14 protein-coding genes are annotated in these 16,711 nt (G+C 72.5%); 8 read left to right on the top strand and 6 right to left on the bottom strand.

The window, feature by feature from the left end; translation table 11 throughout:
- Positions 1-56 precede the first annotated feature (56 nt).
- Positions 57-755 carry a hypothetical protein gene (locus tag LCN96_RS27465; RefSeq protein ID WP_225275776.1) on the bottom strand — a complete coding sequence of 233 codons (699 nt, stop codon included), beginning with the start codon at positions 753-755 and terminating at the stop codon, positions 57-59.
- A 112-nt stretch (positions 756-867) separates the two neighbouring features.
- Between LCN96_RS27465 and LCN96_RS27460 the strand changes: the two genes are divergently transcribed.
- The gene (locus tag LCN96_RS27460; RefSeq protein ID WP_225275775.1) at positions 868-1,920 is read left to right on the top strand and encodes a BUD32 family EKC/KEOPS complex subunit; all 1,053 of its coding nucleotides are present in this window, start codon (positions 868-870) and stop codon (positions 1,918-1,920) included.
- A 116-nt stretch (positions 1,921-2,036) separates the two neighbouring features.
- Here the strand turns inward: LCN96_RS27460 and LCN96_RS27455 are convergent, their stop codons facing one another.
- A complete protein-coding gene (locus LCN96_RS27455) occupies positions 2,037-2,357 on the bottom strand; it encodes a hypothetical protein (protein WP_225275774.1) in 321 nt (106 codons plus the stop codon).
- A 242-nt stretch (positions 2,358-2,599) separates the two neighbouring features.
- The gene (locus tag LCN96_RS27450; protein ID WP_225275773.1) at positions 2,600-5,863 is read right to left on the bottom strand and encodes an efflux RND transporter permease subunit; all 3,264 of its coding nucleotides are present in this window, start codon (positions 5,861-5,863) and stop codon (positions 2,600-2,602) included.
- 105 nt (positions 5,864-5,968) lie between these two features.
- Here LCN96_RS27450 and LCN96_RS27445 point away from each other — a divergent pair, with 105 nt between their 5' ends.
- Complete coding sequence (locus LCN96_RS27445; protein WP_225275772.1) at positions 5,969-6,451, top strand: MarR family winged helix-turn-helix transcriptional regulator; 483 nt, start codon at positions 5,969-5,971, stop codon at positions 6,449-6,451.
- A gap of 171 nt (positions 6,452-6,622) precedes the next feature.
- Here LCN96_RS27445 and LCN96_RS27440 read toward each other — a convergent pair whose 3' ends face one another.
- The gene (locus LCN96_RS27440; protein WP_225275771.1) at positions 6,623-8,980 is read right to left on the bottom strand and encodes a HelD family protein; all 2,358 of its coding nucleotides are present in this window, start codon (positions 8,978-8,980) and stop codon (positions 6,623-6,625) included.
- A gap of 112 nt (positions 8,981-9,092) precedes the next feature.
- Positions 9,093-9,827, bottom strand: coding sequence for a class I SAM-dependent methyltransferase (locus tag LCN96_RS27435; RefSeq protein ID WP_225275770.1), 735 nt, complete (start codon positions 9,825-9,827; stop codon positions 9,093-9,095).
- A gap of 318 nt (positions 9,828-10,145) precedes the next feature.
- On the opposite strand from LCN96_RS27435, the gene LCN96_RS27430 reads away from it, so the two are divergent.
- A complete protein-coding gene (locus tag LCN96_RS27430) occupies positions 10,146-10,907 on the top strand; it encodes an SDR family NAD(P)-dependent oxidoreductase (RefSeq protein ID WP_225275769.1) in 762 nt (253 codons plus the stop codon).
- A gap of 15 nt (positions 10,908-10,922) precedes the next feature.
- On the opposite strand, the gene LCN96_RS27425 is transcribed toward LCN96_RS27430, so the two are convergent.
- On the bottom strand, positions 10,923-11,393 hold the full coding sequence (locus LCN96_RS27425; RefSeq protein ID WP_225275768.1) for a pyridoxamine 5'-phosphate oxidase family protein: 471 nt from the start codon (positions 11,391-11,393) through the stop codon (positions 10,923-10,925).
- A gap of 127 nt (positions 11,394-11,520) precedes the next feature.
- On the opposite strand from LCN96_RS27425, the gene LCN96_RS27420 reads away from it, so the two are divergent.
- The 5 genes from LCN96_RS27420 to LCN96_RS27400 all read left to right on the top strand — a co-directional run bounded on the left by LCN96_RS27420 (position 11,521) and on the right by LCN96_RS27400 (position 16,397).
- Complete coding sequence (locus LCN96_RS27420) at positions 11,521-11,901, top strand: dihydrofolate reductase family protein (protein ID WP_225275767.1); 381 nt, start codon at positions 11,521-11,523, stop codon at positions 11,899-11,901.
- A gap of 66 nt (positions 11,902-11,967) precedes the next feature.
- On the top strand, positions 11,968-13,257 hold the full coding sequence (locus tag LCN96_RS27415) for a PP2C family protein-serine/threonine phosphatase (protein WP_225275766.1): 1,290 nt from the start codon (positions 11,968-11,970) through the stop codon (positions 13,255-13,257).
- A gap of 57 nt (positions 13,258-13,314) precedes the next feature.
- Positions 13,315-14,220 carry an aldo/keto reductase gene (locus tag LCN96_RS27410; protein ID WP_225275765.1) on the top strand — a complete coding sequence of 302 codons (906 nt, stop codon included), beginning with the start codon at positions 13,315-13,317 and terminating at the stop codon, positions 14,218-14,220.
- A 48-nt stretch (positions 14,221-14,268) separates the two neighbouring features.
- Positions 14,269-15,012, top strand: a complete 744-nt coding sequence (locus LCN96_RS27405) for an alpha/beta fold hydrolase (protein WP_225275764.1) — start codon at positions 14,269-14,271, stop codon at positions 15,010-15,012.
- The gene (locus LCN96_RS27400; protein WP_225275763.1) at positions 15,006-16,397 is read left to right on the top strand and encodes a hypothetical protein; all 1,392 of its coding nucleotides are present in this window, start codon (positions 15,006-15,008) and stop codon (positions 16,395-16,397) included. Before LCN96_RS27405 ends, LCN96_RS27400 begins: the two co-directional genes overlap by 7 nt.
- Positions 16,398-16,711 lie beyond the last annotated feature (314 nt).

The following is a 16,711-nucleotide window of genomic DNA, read 5'->3' as shown; positions in this document are numbered from 1 at the left end:
ATCCCAGAGCCTTTACTTCGTAGATCAGCTACGGCCGCGCGCTGTTCACCAGGTCGTCAGACCGTCCATCGCGGGGCGTACTCCAGATGGATGTCCTGCCCGCCCCCCGGGTCCAGATGCGGCCAGTAGAACAACCGGCAGACGTGGTAGTTGCAGGCGCCCGAGATGTACAGGGAGGTCGCGGCAGCGGGCGGCCCCTCCTTCGCCACGGCGAAGAAGTGCCGGGCCGGCTGCCGGAACGCCGCGGCGCTGCCGGTCAGGAACAGCGTCTCGGCGTGCACGCGCTGGTGGAGCCTGTCCTTGTTCTCCTGGTAGTTCAGGGCCCGGTAGTCGATCTCCTCATCGGCCGGCAGGTCGGTGTCCGGCACACCGGCCGTCCGCGGTTCGCACGGCGGGCGTCCCGTGGTGATCCGCTCGCGTACCTGCTTCCAGCGAGCGGGCGGGAACTGCAGCGAGTGGTGGGCCAGCACGAGATCGAGCGGCCGATCCGGGCACCTGTCCTCTTTGTCCCAGTCCGGGTTGATCCCGGGGGCGGGCGGGGTGGCCCGCATCGGCAGGTAGACCAGGGAGCGCGGCGACCGGGCCGCCAGCAGCCACAACGCGCCGATCCGCCGGCCATCGGGCCGGTCCACGTACATGTCGTACTGATGGCCGGTGTCGTAGAGCGCGCCGTTGGCGAGAGGTCTGGCCGGGCGGATCACGCGGAACTCGGAGGCTCCCACCCGCACCCGGTGCACGATGATCTTCACCTGCACGGCCCGCGGCTCCTTCCTCCCGGCCGTCCGGGCCGTTCCTGGCAGGGTAGCTCGCGCGGATGCGTAAGATCACCCGGTCCGTACGGATGACCAGGTCGATAAGATGATCACGATGACGGACACGCGGCTGACCACCCACCGTGACATCTCCACGGCCCTGGCCCGTTACGACGACCGGGGGCTGGCCGCGCTGCTGGAGCGCGAGGCCACGCCCCTCGGCACCGGCATCGGCGGCACGTCCGCGCGGCTCGAAGTCGGCGGCACCCCGGTCTTCGTCAAACGCCTGCCCATCACCGGGCCCGAGCTGCGCCACCCGCACTCCACGGCCAACCTGTTCGGGCTGCCGCCCTTCTGCCAGTACGGCATCGGCTCGCCCGGCTTCGGCGCCTGGCGCGAGCTGGCCGCGCACACGATGACCACCGAGTGGGTGCTGAACGGCCGGTCCCCCGGCTTCCCGCTGCTGTATCACTGGCGGGTGCTGCCCGACGCCGAGCCCGCCCCGCTGTACGAAGGGCTGGCCGACATCGACCGGGCGGTCGCCTTCTGGGAGGGCGCGCCCGGCGTGCGCCGCCGCCTCGAAGCGCTGGCGCAGGCACCGGCCGGCCTGACGCTGTTCCTGGAGCACTTCCCCCGCAGCCTGCGCGAGTGGCTGGACGAGCGGGTGCGGGCGGGCGACGCCGACCGCGCGTGCGCCCTGGCGGAGCAGGGGGTGCGCGAGGCCGTGTCCGCCCTGAACGCGGGCGGCCTGCTGCACTTCGACGCGCATTTCGGCAACGTCCTCACCGACGGGCGCCGCTGCTACCTGACCGACTTCGGGCAGGCCGTGTCGGCCCGCTTCGATTTGTCAGCGGAGGAACGGGCCTTCTATCGGCGGCATCTCACCTTCGACCGCACCTACACGCTGGCGTTCATGGTGAACTGGCTGGCGGGCACCTTCCACGGCGCCGACTGGCAGGGGCGTCGCGTGCTGGTGCGGGGGTGGGCGGCGGGTGAGCGACCGGCCGGTGTGCCCGGAGGGGTCGCGGCCCTGCTGTCGCGGCACAGTCCGCTGGCCACCGTGCTGAACGACTTCTACCATGAGCTGCAGAGTGAGAGCAGGAAGACGCCGTACCCGCTGGAGAAGATCCGCGAGGTGGCCGGGCGGCACGCGCTGCCGATCGAGTAGGGGCGCCCACCGCTGTTCGACTCCCACCGCCCCTGGGCGGAGTCAGAGAGGCGACGAGCGGGAAGCCCGACATGACAGAAGATCGCAGACGCGCAACCCGGCGTTGCGTGCGCCTCTCAGTGCCCGCAGGCATGCTTCCACGTCGCAGCGGCGTACCGCTTGGCTGCTTCCTCGGGCTTGATGCCGAGCTTGTCCATGTTGTCGCGCGACTGGCCGTTCGTCAGTCCCACCTGTGCCAGCCGGGCGATGGTGTCCGAGCCGCCCGACTCACACATGAGTTTCGCCTTCTCGAACATGAGCTCGTAGCTCTCACTGGCGATGAACCCCGCCGCCTTCACCTCCTCGATCCACTGAGCCTTCGCGTCGTCGCCTGAACAGCCGGCCAAGGAGGCGGCGAGGGTGAGCGCGGCACCGATACCGAGGAGCGAGCGGCGCATAGCAAGATCCTTTCGCGGGCGAGGTGACACCGTATCGACCGCGCGAGCCAGTGATCAACCTCGGCGCGTTCTATGGTCACGGTTGCGCTCACCCTGGGCGACCGCTGCCGCTTCAGCCGCCGCGGCCCCGCGGCCGACGACGCTGCGACTACGCCTTCCGCACATACACCGGCCGTCGCTACAAGCCGAATGCCCGGCGGGATCGATCGATCCCGCCGGGCATTCGGCTTGCACGAGCACCATCACGCCGGCTGACCGGCCAGGTTCTCCTTCCCGGCCTCATCGGCGCTCCGCTCGCCACCCTGGGCCCCCGCCGCATGCCGCGGCCCCTGGTCACGCTTGCGGGTGACCACCACGTACAACGTCGGAACAAGAACCAGGGTGAGGATCGTCGAGGAGATCAGCCCGCCGATCACCACGATGGCCAGCGGCTGGGAGATGAACCCCCCGGAGCCGGTCACCCCCAGCGCCATCGGCGTCAGGGCGCAGATGGTGGCCACCGCCGTCATCAGGATGGGCCGCAGCCGGCGCCGGCCGCCCTCGATGACCGCCTCGACCACACCCATGCCCTGCTCGCGGTACTGGTTGATCAGGTCGATCAGCACGATGGCGTTGGTCACCACGATGCCGATCAGCATCAGCATGCCGATCAACGCCGGCACGCCGAGCGCCGTGTCGGTGGCGACCAGCAGGCCGATGGCGCCGGTGGCGGCGAACGGGATCGACACCAGCAGGATCACCGGCTGGATGAAGCTGCGGAACGTCGCCACCATGATGAGGAACACGATCGCGATCGCGGCCAGCATCGCCATGCCCAGGTCGGAGAAGGCGTCGGCCTGGTCCGCCGACACGCCGCCGATCTCGTAGGAGGCGCCCGCCGACAGCGACAGCCCGTCGAGCTTCGTGGTCAGCTCCTGCGTCACCGCGCCCAGGTTGCCGGCGTCGGCGGCCTTGGCCGACACCGTGGCGGAGCGCTCGCCGTCGATCCTGGTCACCTGCGTCGGACCGGCGACCTCGCGCACCTCGGCGACCGTGGACAGCTTGACCGTGCCGGCGGCGGTGGGCAGCTTCAGGTCCTCGATGGCCTTGATGTCGTCCGGCGCGTCCGCGCCGCGCAGCACCAGGTCGCTCGCGCGGCCGTCCAGCGTGATCTGGCCCAGCGGGGCGCCGCGGAACGCCTGCGCGACCGCCTGGCCGACCTGCGCCTCCGACAGGCCGCGCTCGGCGGCCTCCTCACGGTCGACCACGACCTCGACCCGTGGCGCGCTGGTCTCCAGGTTCGACGACAGGTCGCGCAGCCCGGACACCTCGCCCATCGCGGTCTTGACCGCGTCGGTCGCGGTGCGCAGCGACTCGGTGTCGGGCGCCTGCACGATCACCTCGATCGTGTCGGAGGCGAACCCGCCGCCGCCGGACCCGCCGACGGTGACCTCGCCGACCCCCGACAGGCCCGCGATCTTGTCGCGCAGCTCCTGCTCGATCTTCGTCGTGTCGGCGTCCTCGTTCAGCGTCACCGAGTACGACGCGCGGTCCGCGCCGCCGCCGGTGCCGCCCATCATGGCGTTGCCGCCGCCCACGTTCACCTGGTACGTGTCCACGCCGGCCTGGTCGGCCAGCACGTCCTCGACCTGCTTGGCCGCCTTGTCGGTGGTCGCCAGGTCCGTGCCCACCGGCATGCGCTGGGAGATCGACAGCGTGTTCTGGCCGGAGGAGTCCAGGAAGTTGGTCTGCAGCCCGCCGGCCAGCCCCATCGTGCCGATGAACACCGCCACGCCGATCAGGATCGTCACCAGCTTGAAGCGGGTGGCGAAGCGCAGCACCGGCAGGTAGGCGCGCTGCAGCGGCGAGCGCAGCTCCTTGGCCTCGGCCTCGTCACGCTGCTTGCGCGCCTCCTCCGGCGTCAGGTCGGGGGACTTGAGGAACCAGAACGCCAGCACCGGCACCACGGTCAGCGACACCACCAGCGAGGCCAGCAGCGCCACCGTCACGGTGATCGCGAACGGGCTGAACAGCTCGCCCACCATGCCGCCGACCATCGCGATCGGGGCGAACACCGCCACCGTCGTCAGCGTCGAGGCCGTCACGGCGCCCGACACCTCGCGCACCGCCGTCAGGATCGCCTGCAGCTTCGCCTCGCCGTAGGCCAGATGGCGTTTGATGTTCTCCAGCACCACGATCGAGTCGTCCACGACCCGGCCGACGGCGATGGTCAGGGCGCCCAGCGTGAGCATGTTGAGCGAGTAGTCGCCCGCCCACAGCACGATCAGCGCTATCACCACCGACAGCGGGATCGACACCGCCGTCACCAGCGTCGAGCGCACCGACAGCAGGAAGACCAGGATGACCAGCACCGCGAAGATCAGGCCCAGCAGGCCCTCGGTGGTCAGGCTCTCGATCGACTGCTCCACGTACGGCGCCTGGTCGAAGACCACCGAAACCGCCGTGTCCGAGCCGTCGCCCAGCGCCTTGGTCAGGTCGGGCAGCTTCTCGGCGACGGCGTGCGAGATCGCGACCGCGTTGCCGTCGGGCACCATCGTCACCGACACGCCGAGGCTGGTCTTGCCGTCGGTACGGGTGATCGTCGTGGCGTCCGCCAGCCCGCGCGTGATCGTCGCGACGTCGCCCAGCTTGACCGGCTTGAGCGGCTTCGGCTGCGGCACCGCCTGCTGCTGCGGCAGCGCGCGCCCCTGCGCCTGGGCCTGCGCCCGGGCGGCGGCGGCCTGCTGGGCGGCCTGCGCCTGCGCGGCCTGCTGCTGGGCGGCCGACGGCTGGGCGGGCGTCAGGTAGAGGTTCTTCAGCTTCTCCACCGAGTCGACCCGCGAGCCGACCTGCACCGACAGCGACTTGTCGTCTGCGGTCAGCGTGCCGGCCGGGATCGGGGTGCCGTTCGCCCTCAGCACCTCGGGGATCTGGGCCGCCGAGACGCCCTTCTCCGCCATCTTCTTGTTGTCGGGCTCGATGGTGACGACCTCGTCACGGGTGCCCGTGATCGCCGCCTCCCGTACGCCCTCGATGCCCTGCAGCTCCGGCACCATGATGCGGCGCAGCTTGTCGGCCATCGCCCGCTCGTCGCCGCCGTCGCCCACCGCCAGCACCAGCACCGGGATGTCGTCGGTGTTGCCGGCCACCACCTGCGGGTCCACGCCGTCCGGCAGCGTCACCCTGCTGATGGCCTGCTGCATCTTGTTCAGCGAGGACTCGACGTCGGTGCCGTACTCGAAGGCGACCTGGATCTGCGCCAGGCCCTCCTTCGACGTCGAGGTCATCTGCTCCATCCCGGCAAGCCCCTGGAAGGAGTCCTCGATCGGGGCGGTCACCTGGTCCTCGACGATCTCAGGAGACGCGCCGGGATACGACGCGATCACGAACGCGCCAGGGAACGACAACGACGGCAGCAACTGCTGTTTCAACTGCGGGATCGTGAACGCGCCGAACGCGCTGAGCACGACCGCCACCAAAATCACAAGGCTCCGGTTGACCAGGCTCAACCGAGCGAATGCGGTCATAGGGTCCCCCTCCAAGAGTTCGCCCCAGACTAACACTTTGCCTTGTACGAATATTTAGATCACTCAAGCGTTCCTGATAACCTTCTCAGGAAGCGAGAGGTGAGCGTGAGCAACGAACGCGAAGACCTGATCCGCCGGATCACCGAGACACAGCGAGGCCTGGCACGGCTGTTCGCTCAGCACCAATCCCCCCTGTTCAGCTCCAACCTCACCATGAGGCAGCTCAAGGTCGTCATGGTCCTGTCCATGAACGGCTCCGCCTCAGGCCAGGACCTGGCCCACAACCTCGGCGTCGGCCTCGGTACGGTCACCGGGATCGTCGACCGGCTCGTCGCCCACGGGCTCGTCAGCCGGCACGAGGACCCGCACGACCGCCGTGTCCGCCGCGTCGAGCTCACCCCCGCGGGCGCCGGGCTCATCGAGGAGATCAACAACGCCGGCATCCAGCAATACCGGCGGATCATGGAGCACCTCGACACCGAGACCCTGCGCACGCTCGACGACGTCTCCAGGAAGATCAGGGACGTCGCCGCCAAGCTCGCCTCGGACAGGGCCGTCCCCGGCGATCTCACCCCCGACAACGGCTGAGCCCCGCACCCGGTTCCCGCGGCGGGACGTGGATTTCCGGCCCAGGCGACGCGGGTCTCCGGCACGCGCGGCGACGGGCGCGGCCGTCGGGTGATGACATACCGCCCTGGGCGAGGGCGGTATGACGGCGAGGGTGGTGCAAAAGGTGCACCATGTTGGGCGACGGCGCCTTTACATCGTAGATTTCTCAGCCAGGCGGGACAGGACCGCCGGCAGGTCGCCCTCGTAGGCCACCGTCAGCCGCCGCGTGGCCCGCGTCATCGCCACATACAGGTCCTGACCGCCCATCGGCGACTGCCCGATGATGCCCGCCGGGTCCACCACCACGACCGCGTCGAACTCCAGCCCCTTGGCCTGCCCCACTGTCAGCACCACCACCGGCGCGTCCAGGTCCCCCGCCGGGAACAGCCGCGCGACCTCCGCGTGCCGCGCGTCCGGTGTGAGCACCGCCACCCGGCCCTGCTCCCGCTCCGCGCCGATCTCCGCCAGCTCCCCCGCCACCAGCTCCGGCAGCCCGGAGACCGGCAGCCGCACCGCGCGCGGCTCCGCCTCGCCCTGGCGCACCGACTCCGGCGGCTCCTGCTCGGGCGCGAACGCGCGCAGCACGTCGGCCGCCACCCGCATGATCTCCACCGGCGTGCGGTAGTTGACCAGCAGCCGCTCCTCCCGCCAGCGGCCCTCCAGGAACGGGTCCAGCACCTCGGCCCACGAGCGCGCGCCGGCCGCCGAGCCGGTCTGCGCCACGTCGCCCACCACGGTCAGCGACTTGGCCGGCACCCGCCGCATGATCATGCGCCAGGCCATCGGCGACAGCTCCTGCGCCTCGTCCACGATCACGTGCCCGTACGCCCAGGTCCGGTCGGCCGCCGCCCGGTCGGCCGTGGTCAGGCCGAGCCCGTCGTCGGCGTGCCGATCGGCCAGCACGTCGGCCCGCTCGAAGAGGCCCGACTCGGCCACGCCCGTCGTCAGCAGCACCTCACGCGCGAACAGCTCCTGCTCGGCCACCTCCTCGCCGGCCAGCCTGGCCGCCACCCGCCGCGCCGAGTCGTCCTCGCCGAGCAGCTCGGCGGCCTCGTCCAGCAGGGGCACGTCCTCCACCGTCCACTCAGACTCCGCCCCCTGCCCGGACCCCGCCTCTCGCCCGGGCCTCGCGCCCTGCCCGGACTTCGCGTCGCGCACCAGCACGCGCCAGTCCAGGCCGGGCGGGACCGCCCGGCGCAGCGCCTCGGGGTCGGCCAGCAGGCCGCCGATCAGGGACTGCGGCGTCAGCTCCGGCCACAGCCCGTCCACCGCGCGCCGCACCGCCGGCTCGCCCCACAGCCGCTGGGAGGCCAGCTCGAGGTCCAGCTCGTCCAGGTCGCCCTCCAGGTCCAGCGGCTCGCTCAGCTCCGGCTCGCCCTCGATGACCAGCTCCTCCAGGTGCAGCGACTCCTCCAGCGCCCGCGCCTCGGCCCTGGCCAGCTCCTTGAGCAGCTCGGTGACGTACAGCTTGCGTGCCATGTTGTGCGGCAGCCGCACCGCGCGGGCCCGCTCGCGCAGCCGTACGCAGGTCTCGCGCGGCACCCGCAGCCGCAGCCCGTCCAGCTCCACGACCAGCTCGCCGTCCGGCACCGGGCGGCGCAGCTCCAGCGCCGCGGCCACCACCCCGGCCATCCGCGAGTCGCCCTTGACCACCGCCGTCGCGGGCGCGTCGGCCGCCGTCGCCCGCACGCCGGGGAACAGCTCCCCCACCGTGGTCATCACCACCTGCGTCTCCCCCAGCGCGGGCAGCACCTGGCCGATGTAGCGCAGGAACATCGGGTTCGGGCCGACGACGAGCACGCCGCGCCGCTCCAGCGTGTCGCGGTGGGTGTAGAGCAGGTACGCCGCGCGGTGCAGCGCCGCCACCGTCTTGCCGGTGCCGGGGCCGCCCTGCACCACCAGCGCGCCCTGCAGCGAGGCGCGGATCACCCGGTCCTGCTCGGTCTGGATGGTGGCCACCACGTCGCCCATCCGGCCCGTACGGCCCCGCCGCAGCGCCGCCAGCAGCGCGGCCTCCCCCACCAGCGTGCGCCGGTCGCCCTCGCTCATGCCCTCCAGGTCGAACACCTCGTCGTCGATGCCCACGACGAGGCGGTCCTTCAGGTGCAGGTGCCGCCGCCGTACCAGCCCGCCCGGCTCGGTGGCCGTGGCCACGTAGAACGGCCGCGCCGCCGGCGCCCGCCAGTCGATCAGGACCGACTCGTGCGACTCGTCGCGCAGGCCGATCCTGCCGATGTACGTGCTGCCGCCCGCGGCGTCGTCGATGCGGCCGAAGCACAGCCCCCGCTCGACCGCGTTGAGCTGCGCCAGCCGCCGCGCCTGCTCCGCGGCCAGCACCTCGCGCTCGACCCGTGCCTGCCTGGTGACAGCGACGGCGCCGCCGGCGTACACCTCGCGCAGCGTCCGCTGGGCGTTCTCCCTCGCCGCGTCGAGCCGCTCGTAGAGCCACGACACGGTGCGCTGCTCGGTGTCAAGGGCTTGCGCGAGACCATCTTGACGATTAGTCATTCGGTGGTATACTCCTAACAGGAGGTCTGTGACAGCTCGTATTGGAGAATGGCAATATTCGAGCTTAGACCCGCGCGCCGCCCGTGCGCAATCCTCTTGGCGTTCTCCCAGGTCAGCTGATGCCAGGCGAACGCCGGAACAGGGCCGACAGCAGGAAGGGCGCCCCGAACAGCGGGCCACCCTGTGGCTGCTGCGTCATCGGCCGCAGCTCCACCTCGGCGTAGTCGGCGAACAGCCAGCGCAGTTCCTGAGGCGTGTAGGCCAGGCCGCCGTGCAGCTGCCCGTCGCGGTACAGCTCCTCGTCGCTCTTCTCCGACCCCATCCCGCCGGCCGCGAAGCACGTCACGGCCAGGTGCCCGCCCGGGGCCAGCACCCGCTCCAGCAGCGCCCGGTAGCTCACCCTCCGGTGCGGCGGCAGGTGGTGCAGGCAGCCGGAGTCGTACACCAGGTCGTACGGGCCCCGCAGCTCCGTCGAGGTGAACGCGTCACCGCACACGAACCGCACCTCGGCCCCCGCCTCCCCGGCCCGCTCCCGCCCCCACGTCACCGCGGCGGGCGACAGGTCCACGGCGTCCACCTCGAAGCCGAGCGAGGCCAGGTGGATGGCGTTCCTGCCGGGCCCGCAGCCCAGGTCCAGCGCCCGCCCGGGGCGCAGCAGCCCCCGCTCCAGGTAGGAGACCAGGCTCTCGTCGGGCCCCGGCACGAAGAACGGGACCGGCTTGGACCGGTCGGCGTAGAAGCCGTCCCACCAGGTGGAGGCGCTGCCCGTCCACCGGTCGGCGTCCGCGGCGAACATCCGGTCCATCAGCGCCAGGACATCCTCGATCGTACGGATGGTGCGATTCACTCGGGTCTCCAGATACAGGGTGGCCGCCCCGCGCGGCCGGACCCCATGATCCTACGGCTTCGGGGCCTCGTCTTCCCTGGTCAGAGCGGCGCAGCGGGGTGTCGTGGCAGGCCCGGTGACGCCCGTGGACAGCCCCTTCCGCGGCCCCGGCCCTCCCCTCCGTGGAGACCGCTGCCCGCCCGCCGTCCCGGCTCCGGCGGCCGGGCACGGGCGGCTGAGCGACGCCGGGCCGGCCCGCCGGGGCGGGATCGGCTGTGGCGTCGGTCACAAAAGCCCCCGTGGCGGCCGGTGGGCGGCGGGATGCTAGCTTGATCGACCATGTCCGACTATCTGCGGGAGCTGTTCTCCCTTCACGGCAGGCGCGCGCTGGTGACCGGCGGCAGCTCCGGGATCGGGTACGCCGTCGCCGAGGCGATCGGCCGTGCCGGGGCCGAGGTCGTGGTGGTCGCCCGCAGGCAGGCCGAGCTGGACAAGGCCGTCGCCCGGCTGCGGGAGCACGGCGTCACCGCCTCCTCCATCAGCGCCGACCTCGGCGAGCGCGCGGACGTGGCGCGGGTGTGCGACAGCGCCGGCACCATCGACATCCTGGTCAACGATGCCGGCAACAACATCCGCAAGCCGATGGCCGAGCTGACCCCGGACGACTTCGAGCGCACCATGGCCGTCAACTTCACCGCCCCGTACCTGCTGGGCCAGCACTACGGGCCGCGCATGGCGGCACGCGGCTGGGGCCGCATCATCAACGTCGGCTCGCAGCAGTCGATCAGCGCCTTCGGCGACAGCGGCATCTACGGCGCGGCCAAGGCGGGGCTGGCCGGGCTGACCCGCTCGCAGGCCGAGGCGTGGTCGGCGGCCGGGGTGTGCGTGAACACGATCATCCCCGGGTTCGTGCTGACGCCGCTGACCGAGCCCGCGCAGGCCGTCCCCGGCCGCGTCGAGGCGCTGGCCGCCCGGCACATGGTGGGCCGCAACGGGGTGCCCCAGGACTTCGAGGGGGCCGCGGTGTTCCTGGCGGGCGACGCGTGCGCGTTCGTCACCGGCCAGATGTTGTTCGTGGACGGCGGCTTCTCCGTCCACTGACCTTTACGTTGTAGATCACTTACGCCGGAACTCGCGCTCCCCCACGCCCTCGCGCCAGGCGGCGATGACCAGCTCGTCGCCCCGCACCCTGGTCCAGGCCACCTCGGTCAGCTCGATGCGGAACAGGTGCGACTCGGCGTCGGGCAGCCCGTACGCCGCCCGCACCGCCGCGTCGGTGACCTCCACCGCCCGCCCGGACAGCTTCAGATCCCCCTCCCAGGACGACGGATCGGCCCCGTCGGGATCGCGTGAGGTCACGTGGAGCGCCATGCGCGGATCGCGCAGCAGGTCGGCGGCCTTGACCGCGCGGGGCATCGAGCCCGTCCACAGGTCGCCGTCCTTGAAGCTGGTCTCGACGCCGCTCACCCTGGGCGAGCCGTCCTTGCGCAAGGTCGCCAGCACCTTGTGCGTGTAGGTGTCCATGAGCCGGCGGGCCGCCTCGGCCAGCTCCGGCGCCTGCCTCTCGAACTCCCGCCATGAAGCCATGCCCCTCATCATGACGGGCGGCACCCGGCGATGTCCCCAGTTTCCGAATCCGCGTTTACAAACAGGCGAGGCCGCCGGGGGCGACCTGGGATACGCGCGGTTCATCGCCGGCATCGACACCGTCGTCATGGGGCGCGGCACGTACGAGGCGGGCCTGGCCTTCGGCCCGTGGCCGCACGAGGGCCTGCACTGCGCCGTGCTCAGCGGCTCCCTCCCGCTCGGCGCCGACCCGCGCGTCACCGTCCACCGCGACCTCGGCGGCCTCCTGAGCGCGCTGCAGGAGCGCGGCACCAAGAGCGTGTACGTGGACGGCGGGCAGGTCGTCCGCACGTTCCTGCGCGAGGGGCTGATCGACCGCGTGACCGTCACCACGGTGCCGGTGCTGATCGGCACGGGGCTGCCCCTGTTCGGGCCGACGGGCGGGGACGTGCCGCTCGAGCATCTGGAGACCGAGGTGTTCGGGGCGGGCGTCGTCCAGTCCACCTACGCCGTGCAGCCGCGCGCCTGACCCGCGCCGGGCGGGCCGCCTGAGGCGGATGACACGGACCGCCGCCGGAGGGGTAGGAGCCCGGTGATGGACGTGACAGGCGAGGGGGAGCCCGTGGGCGGCGACAACGAACGCGCCCTGAGCGGCCTGCTGCAGGCCATGCACCTGGCGGGCATGGAGAAGCTGGCCGCCCAGGCCGTCGCGCACGCCCGGCTGGCCGGCTTCCCGCACGTCGTGATCTACGTGACCGACCTGCAGCAGCAGCTGCTCGTGCCGCTGCCGGGCCAGCGCGACGCCGCCGGCGAGCCGCTGGAGGTCATGCGCATCGACGGCAGCCTGCCGGGCCGGGCCTTCCGCGCGGTGACGATCGTGCGGGCCCGCTCGCCGCAGCGCCCGCAGGAGCACAGGCATGGGCACGGGCGCGAGCCGGCGCCGCTGCTGTGGCTGCCGCTGCTGGACGGCACCGAGCGGGTCGGCGTGATGGGGCTGACCACGCCGGGCGACGCGCCCGGGGACGAGCCCATGGACGAAGCGGTCGCCGAGGCGCGGGCCAAGGACCTGGCGTCGCTGGTGGCGCTGCTGGTGATCAGCAAGCGGCCGCACAGCGACTCCTTCTCCCGGCTGGTGCGCACCCGCCCGCTCACCCTGTCGGCCGAGGTGCTGTGGAACCTGCTGCCGCCGGGCACGTTCGCCAACGACGACGTGGTGGTCAGCGCCGCGCTGGAGCCCGCCTACGAGATGGGGGGCGACGCCTTCGACTACGCGCTCGACGGCGACCTGCTGAACCTGTCCATCTTCGACGCCATGGGTCACGACACCTCCGCGGGCCTGACCGCCTCGATCGCCGTGGCCGCCTGCCGCAACAGCCGCGTGCAGGGCCTGGACCTGGCCACGACCGGCGAGGTGATCGACGAGGCGATCAGGGGCGAGTTCACCGGCCGGTTCGCCACCGGCATCCTGGCCCGCCTGTGCCTCGGCACGGGGCTGCTCACCTGGGTCAACCGGGGGCACCACCCGCCGCTGGTGCTGCGCGAGGGCCGCCTGGTGGCGACCCTGCAGAGCGTCCCCGACCCGCCGATGGGCTTCGGCCTGGACGCCTCCACGGGGCAGCAGCAGTACCAGCTCGAACCGGGCGACCGGCTGCTGTTCTACACCGACGGCATCATCGAGGCGCAGAGCCCGGGCGGGGAGCTGTTCGGACTGGAGCGGTTCATCGACTTCGTGCTGCGCCAGGAGGCCGGCGGGATGTCGGCGCCGGAGACGCTGCGGCGCCTCATCCAGGCCATTCTCGCCCACCAGCGCGGCCGGCTGCAGGACGACGCGACCGTGGTGACGGTGGAGTGGCAGACGCGGCGCCGCTTCCAGCTCGTCCTCTAACCCGGGCACATGGGATGATCGTCCGGAAATCGTACGAAAGCCAGAAAGGCGGACACTGTGCCAGAGCAGCAGGCGCGCCGCGTGCCCGGGACCGACACCCCGCTGGAGGCCATCACCCTCGGCACGTCGGGGCTGGGCCGCGAGCCCGGCGGCGAACGACTGGCGCGGGCGCTGGTGTCCGGCCGTTTCCGGCAGCTCGACACCTCCAACGAGTACGCCGGCGGGCGCAGCGAGACGCTGATCGGGCAGGTGCTCGGCACGGCCGACGGGGTGACCGTCTTCTCCAAGGCCGACCGGCACCCGGACACGGGCGTGTTCGACGGCGACCGGGTGATGCGCTCGTTCGAGGAGACGGTCTCCCGGCTCGGCGTCGGCACGCTGCCGATCTACCACCTGCACGACCCGTTCACCATCACGGTGCGGGAGGCGATGGCGCCGGGCGGCGCCGTGCCGGCCCTGGTGTCGCTGCGCGAGCAGGGGCTCGTCGCCGCCATCGGCATCGCCGCGGCCGGCGGGACCCTGGTGGAGGACTACCTCCGCACCGACGCCTTCGACGCGGTGCTCACCCACAACCGCTACACGCTGGTGGACCGGGGCGCCGAGGACATCCTGCGGCTGGCCACGGAGCGGCGGATGACGGTGTTCAACGCCGCGCCCTTCGGCGGCGGCATCCTGTCCGGCTCGCCGCGGCACGCCTCCCGCTACGGCTACCGCCCGATCTCGCCGGAGTTCGGCCGGCACGTGGAGCGGGTGCGGGAGCTGTGCGAGCGGCACGGGGTCGCGCTGCCGGCCGCCGCGCTGCACTTCTCGCTGCGGGAGCCGCGGGTGCACTCCACGGTGGTGGGCATCACGTCGGTGGAGCGGCTCGAAGGGCTGGACGCGCTGGTGGACGCGGTGATCCCGGAGGAGTTCTGGGCGGAGCTGGAGTCGCTGGGGGCGCCGCCGCCCTCCCCGGTGGACTGACCGATCACGGCCGGGGTAGGGGGGCGGCTCGTCCGCGGAAGGGGAGCCGTGCCGCTCGAATCGCTGGTCCGCACCGCCCTGGGCATGAAGGTCGCGGTGTGGCGGAGTCAGGGCCCCGGGCCGCCCGTGGTGTGCGTGCACGGCGCGGGCGTCTCCAGCCGGGAGCTGCTGCCGTTCGTGCGGGAGATGGGGGTCACGCACGACGCCTGGAGCCTGGACCTGCCGGGCTTCGGGCGCAGCGAGAAGCCGCGGGCGCCGCTGACCGTGACGGGGCTCGCCGACGCTGTGGCCGACTGGCTGGCGGCGAGCGAGCTGCGGCGGCCGTGCCTGCTGGGCGGCTCGTTCGGCTGCCAGGTGGCGGTCGACCTGGCGGTCAGGCATCCTGGCGCGGCGGGCGCGCTGGTGCTGGTGGGGCCGACCGTGGACGCGCGGGCCAGGTCCGCGGTGCGGCTGGTCGGTCAGTGGCTGCGCAACTCGGTGCGGGAGAGCCCGCGCATGATGCCGCTGAACGTCGCCGACTACCTCGACGCCGGGCCGCGCCGGGTGCTGGCCAGCTTCGGCGCCTCGATGCGCGACCGGATCGAGGACAAGCTGCCGCACGTCACCGTGCCCGTCCTGGTGGTGCGGGGCGGCGCGGACCGGATGGTGAGCCAGGCGTGGGCCGAGGAGGTGACCCGGCTGCTGCCCAGGGGGCGGCTGGTGGTCATGGAAGGGCTGCCGCACATGGTGCCGTACAGGGATCCGCGGGGGCTGGCGCGCGAGGTGGCGGCGTTCCTGGAGCGGGCATGGTGAAGCCGCAGAAGGCGGTGGCCTCGTTCGACTCGGCCACCGGGATGTTGCGGGCGCTGTCGCGGTTCCTGCGCGACCAGGACGTGCCGATGCTGGGGCAGGCGCCGCGGGTGCTGGAGCCGGTGGCCGCCGCCGTGGCGGGCGCGGCGGCCCGGTTGCCGCGGGCGGCCAAGGAGCAGGCGTACGCGGTGAGCGGCTGGGCCGAGGCGGTGCCGCTGCGGCGGGTGCCGGAGATCCGGTCCGAGGAGCTGGCCCGCTGGGTGAGCGGGCACTACCCGCGCGGGCCGTACCCGGTGGCGTTCCTCGGGTCGTCCAACGGCGCGCTGATCCACCTGGCGGCGGCGCTGCGGACGCCGTGGCTGCCGCAGACGCTGCTGCTGCCGGTACGCCGGCGCGGCGTCGGCCCCGACGACCCGCGCGGCGACCTGCGGGCCACCCGCGAGGCCGGGCAGGCGCTGCTGGCGGCCAACCCCGACCTGGTGCTGCACCACATGCACGACGCCAACCAGGACCGGCTGATGATCGCGGGAATGACGTACTTCCGGGTGAAGTGGCGCAGGCTGCCGCAGGCCTACCGGCGTTTCCTGGAGGAGTCGCTGCCGGCCGGCGCGACGCTGGTGGTGCCGGAGTGCGGGCTGCGCTGGCCGGTCACGCGGGTGGGGCCGCGCTACGTCTTCCAGCACGGCGCGCTGGGCGGCGCCACCCGGGAGGAGTACGAGCACGGCGGGCCGCGCGTGGCGGACTACCTGAGCCGGTACGGCGCCGGCCGGGAGCGGTGGGACTATCCCCCGGCGGACGGCGACAGCCCGGAGGCGGAGTGGGGGTTCGAGCCGGAGCTGCTCGCCGACCTGGAGGAGCTGGCGGCGCGCAACGGGTGGCGGCTGGTCAGGATGCGGTTCGGCGAGCCGGAGGAGCTGAGCCCGGTCGTGGCGGAGCTGTATCGCGACTGGTACCGGCGGCGGGGGCTGCCCGGTGATCGGCTGCTGGTGGAGTGTTTCCTGCTGCTGGAGCCGTGGTGGGCGCTGCGCAGCGGGTCGGTGCCGTACTGGATGGTGTTCAACGCCGAGCAGTCGCAGCGGCGGGCGATGGCCTACCTGGACGGGACGGACCCGTTCGACGAGATCAGGCTGATGCTGTTCTCGCACGGGGTGGAGTCGGTGGGGCTGGCCGGGATCGGCGACTGGCGGCGGCTGCTGGCGCGGGCGCGCAAGGTGGGGGTGTTCACCGGGGTGGACACGCGGGCCTACCCGCGCGACTTCGCCGGGCTGATCCGGGCGCACCGGGAGCTGTCCAGGATCCGCACGACGTACCCGATGCCGCTGCCGATGCCATGGGAGGCGGCCGCGGAGTTCCTGTCGAAGCGCGACGAGATCGAGTGGTCGGGGTAGCGCGCCGGCGGCCCCGCGCAGCCGGGCCGCCGGCGGCTCCCACAGGCCGCTGACGACGGTCAGCGCGGTCATCCGCAGGTCGGTCTCGCCCAGCGGCACCTCCTCGAACAGCTCGCGGACCTGCGCGAGGTAGAGGTCCGACAGCGTCGCGATGATCCGCGCGCGCCACGGGCTGAAGCTGCACACCGGCCATCCGGGCCAGCGGGAGCTGCTGCTGTCCAGCTTCATCAACGGCCACAAGCGGCTGCCCTGCACGTTCACGCCCTGACGGCGCGGCGCCCGCCGGAAGCCGCATGCCGTTGAACACTCCCGGC

It is taken from the genome of Nonomuraea gerenzanensis (assembly GCF_020215645.1).
Classification (GTDB): Bacteria; Actinomycetota; Actinomycetes; order Streptosporangiales; family Streptosporangiaceae; genus Nonomuraea; species Nonomuraea gerenzanensis.
This window is presented reverse-complemented; position numbering and strand designations above follow the sequence as displayed.

What these genes read in the sequence shown, in the direction of transcription:
- LCN96_RS27440 (WP_225275771.1), bottom strand. Translation starts at nt 8,980, where the DNA reads ATGACTAATCGTCAAGATGGTCTCGCGCAAGCCCTTGACACCGAGCAG.
- LCN96_RS27425 (WP_225275768.1), bottom strand. Translation starts at nt 11,393, where the DNA reads ATGGCTTCATGGCGGGAGTTCGAGAGGCAGGCGCCGGAGCTGGCCGAG.
- LCN96_RS27420 (WP_225275767.1), top strand. Translation starts at nt 11,521, where the DNA reads ATGGGGCGCGGCACGTACGAGGCGGGCCTGGCCTTCGGCCCGTGGCCG.
- LCN96_RS27415 (WP_225275766.1), top strand. Translation starts at nt 11,968, where the DNA reads ATGGACGTGACAGGCGAGGGGGAGCCCGTGGGCGGCGACAACGAACGC.
- LCN96_RS27460 (WP_225275775.1), top strand. Translation starts at nt 868, where the DNA reads ATGACGGACACGCGGCTGACCACCCACCGTGACATCTCCACGGCCCTG.
- LCN96_RS27400 (WP_225275763.1), top strand. Translation starts at nt 15,006, where the DNA reads ATGGTGAAGCCGCAGAAGGCGGTGGCCTCGTTCGACTCGGCCACCGGG.
- LCN96_RS27455 (WP_225275774.1), bottom strand. Translation starts at nt 2,357, where the DNA reads ATGCGCCGCTCGCTCCTCGGTATCGGTGCCGCGCTCACCCTCGCCGCC.
- LCN96_RS27450 (WP_225275773.1), bottom strand. Translation starts at nt 5,863, where the DNA reads ATGACCGCATTCGCTCGGTTGAGCCTGGTCAACCGGAGCCTTGTGATT.
- LCN96_RS27430 (WP_225275769.1), top strand. Translation starts at nt 10,146, where the DNA reads ATGTCCGACTATCTGCGGGAGCTGTTCTCCCTTCACGGCAGGCGCGCG.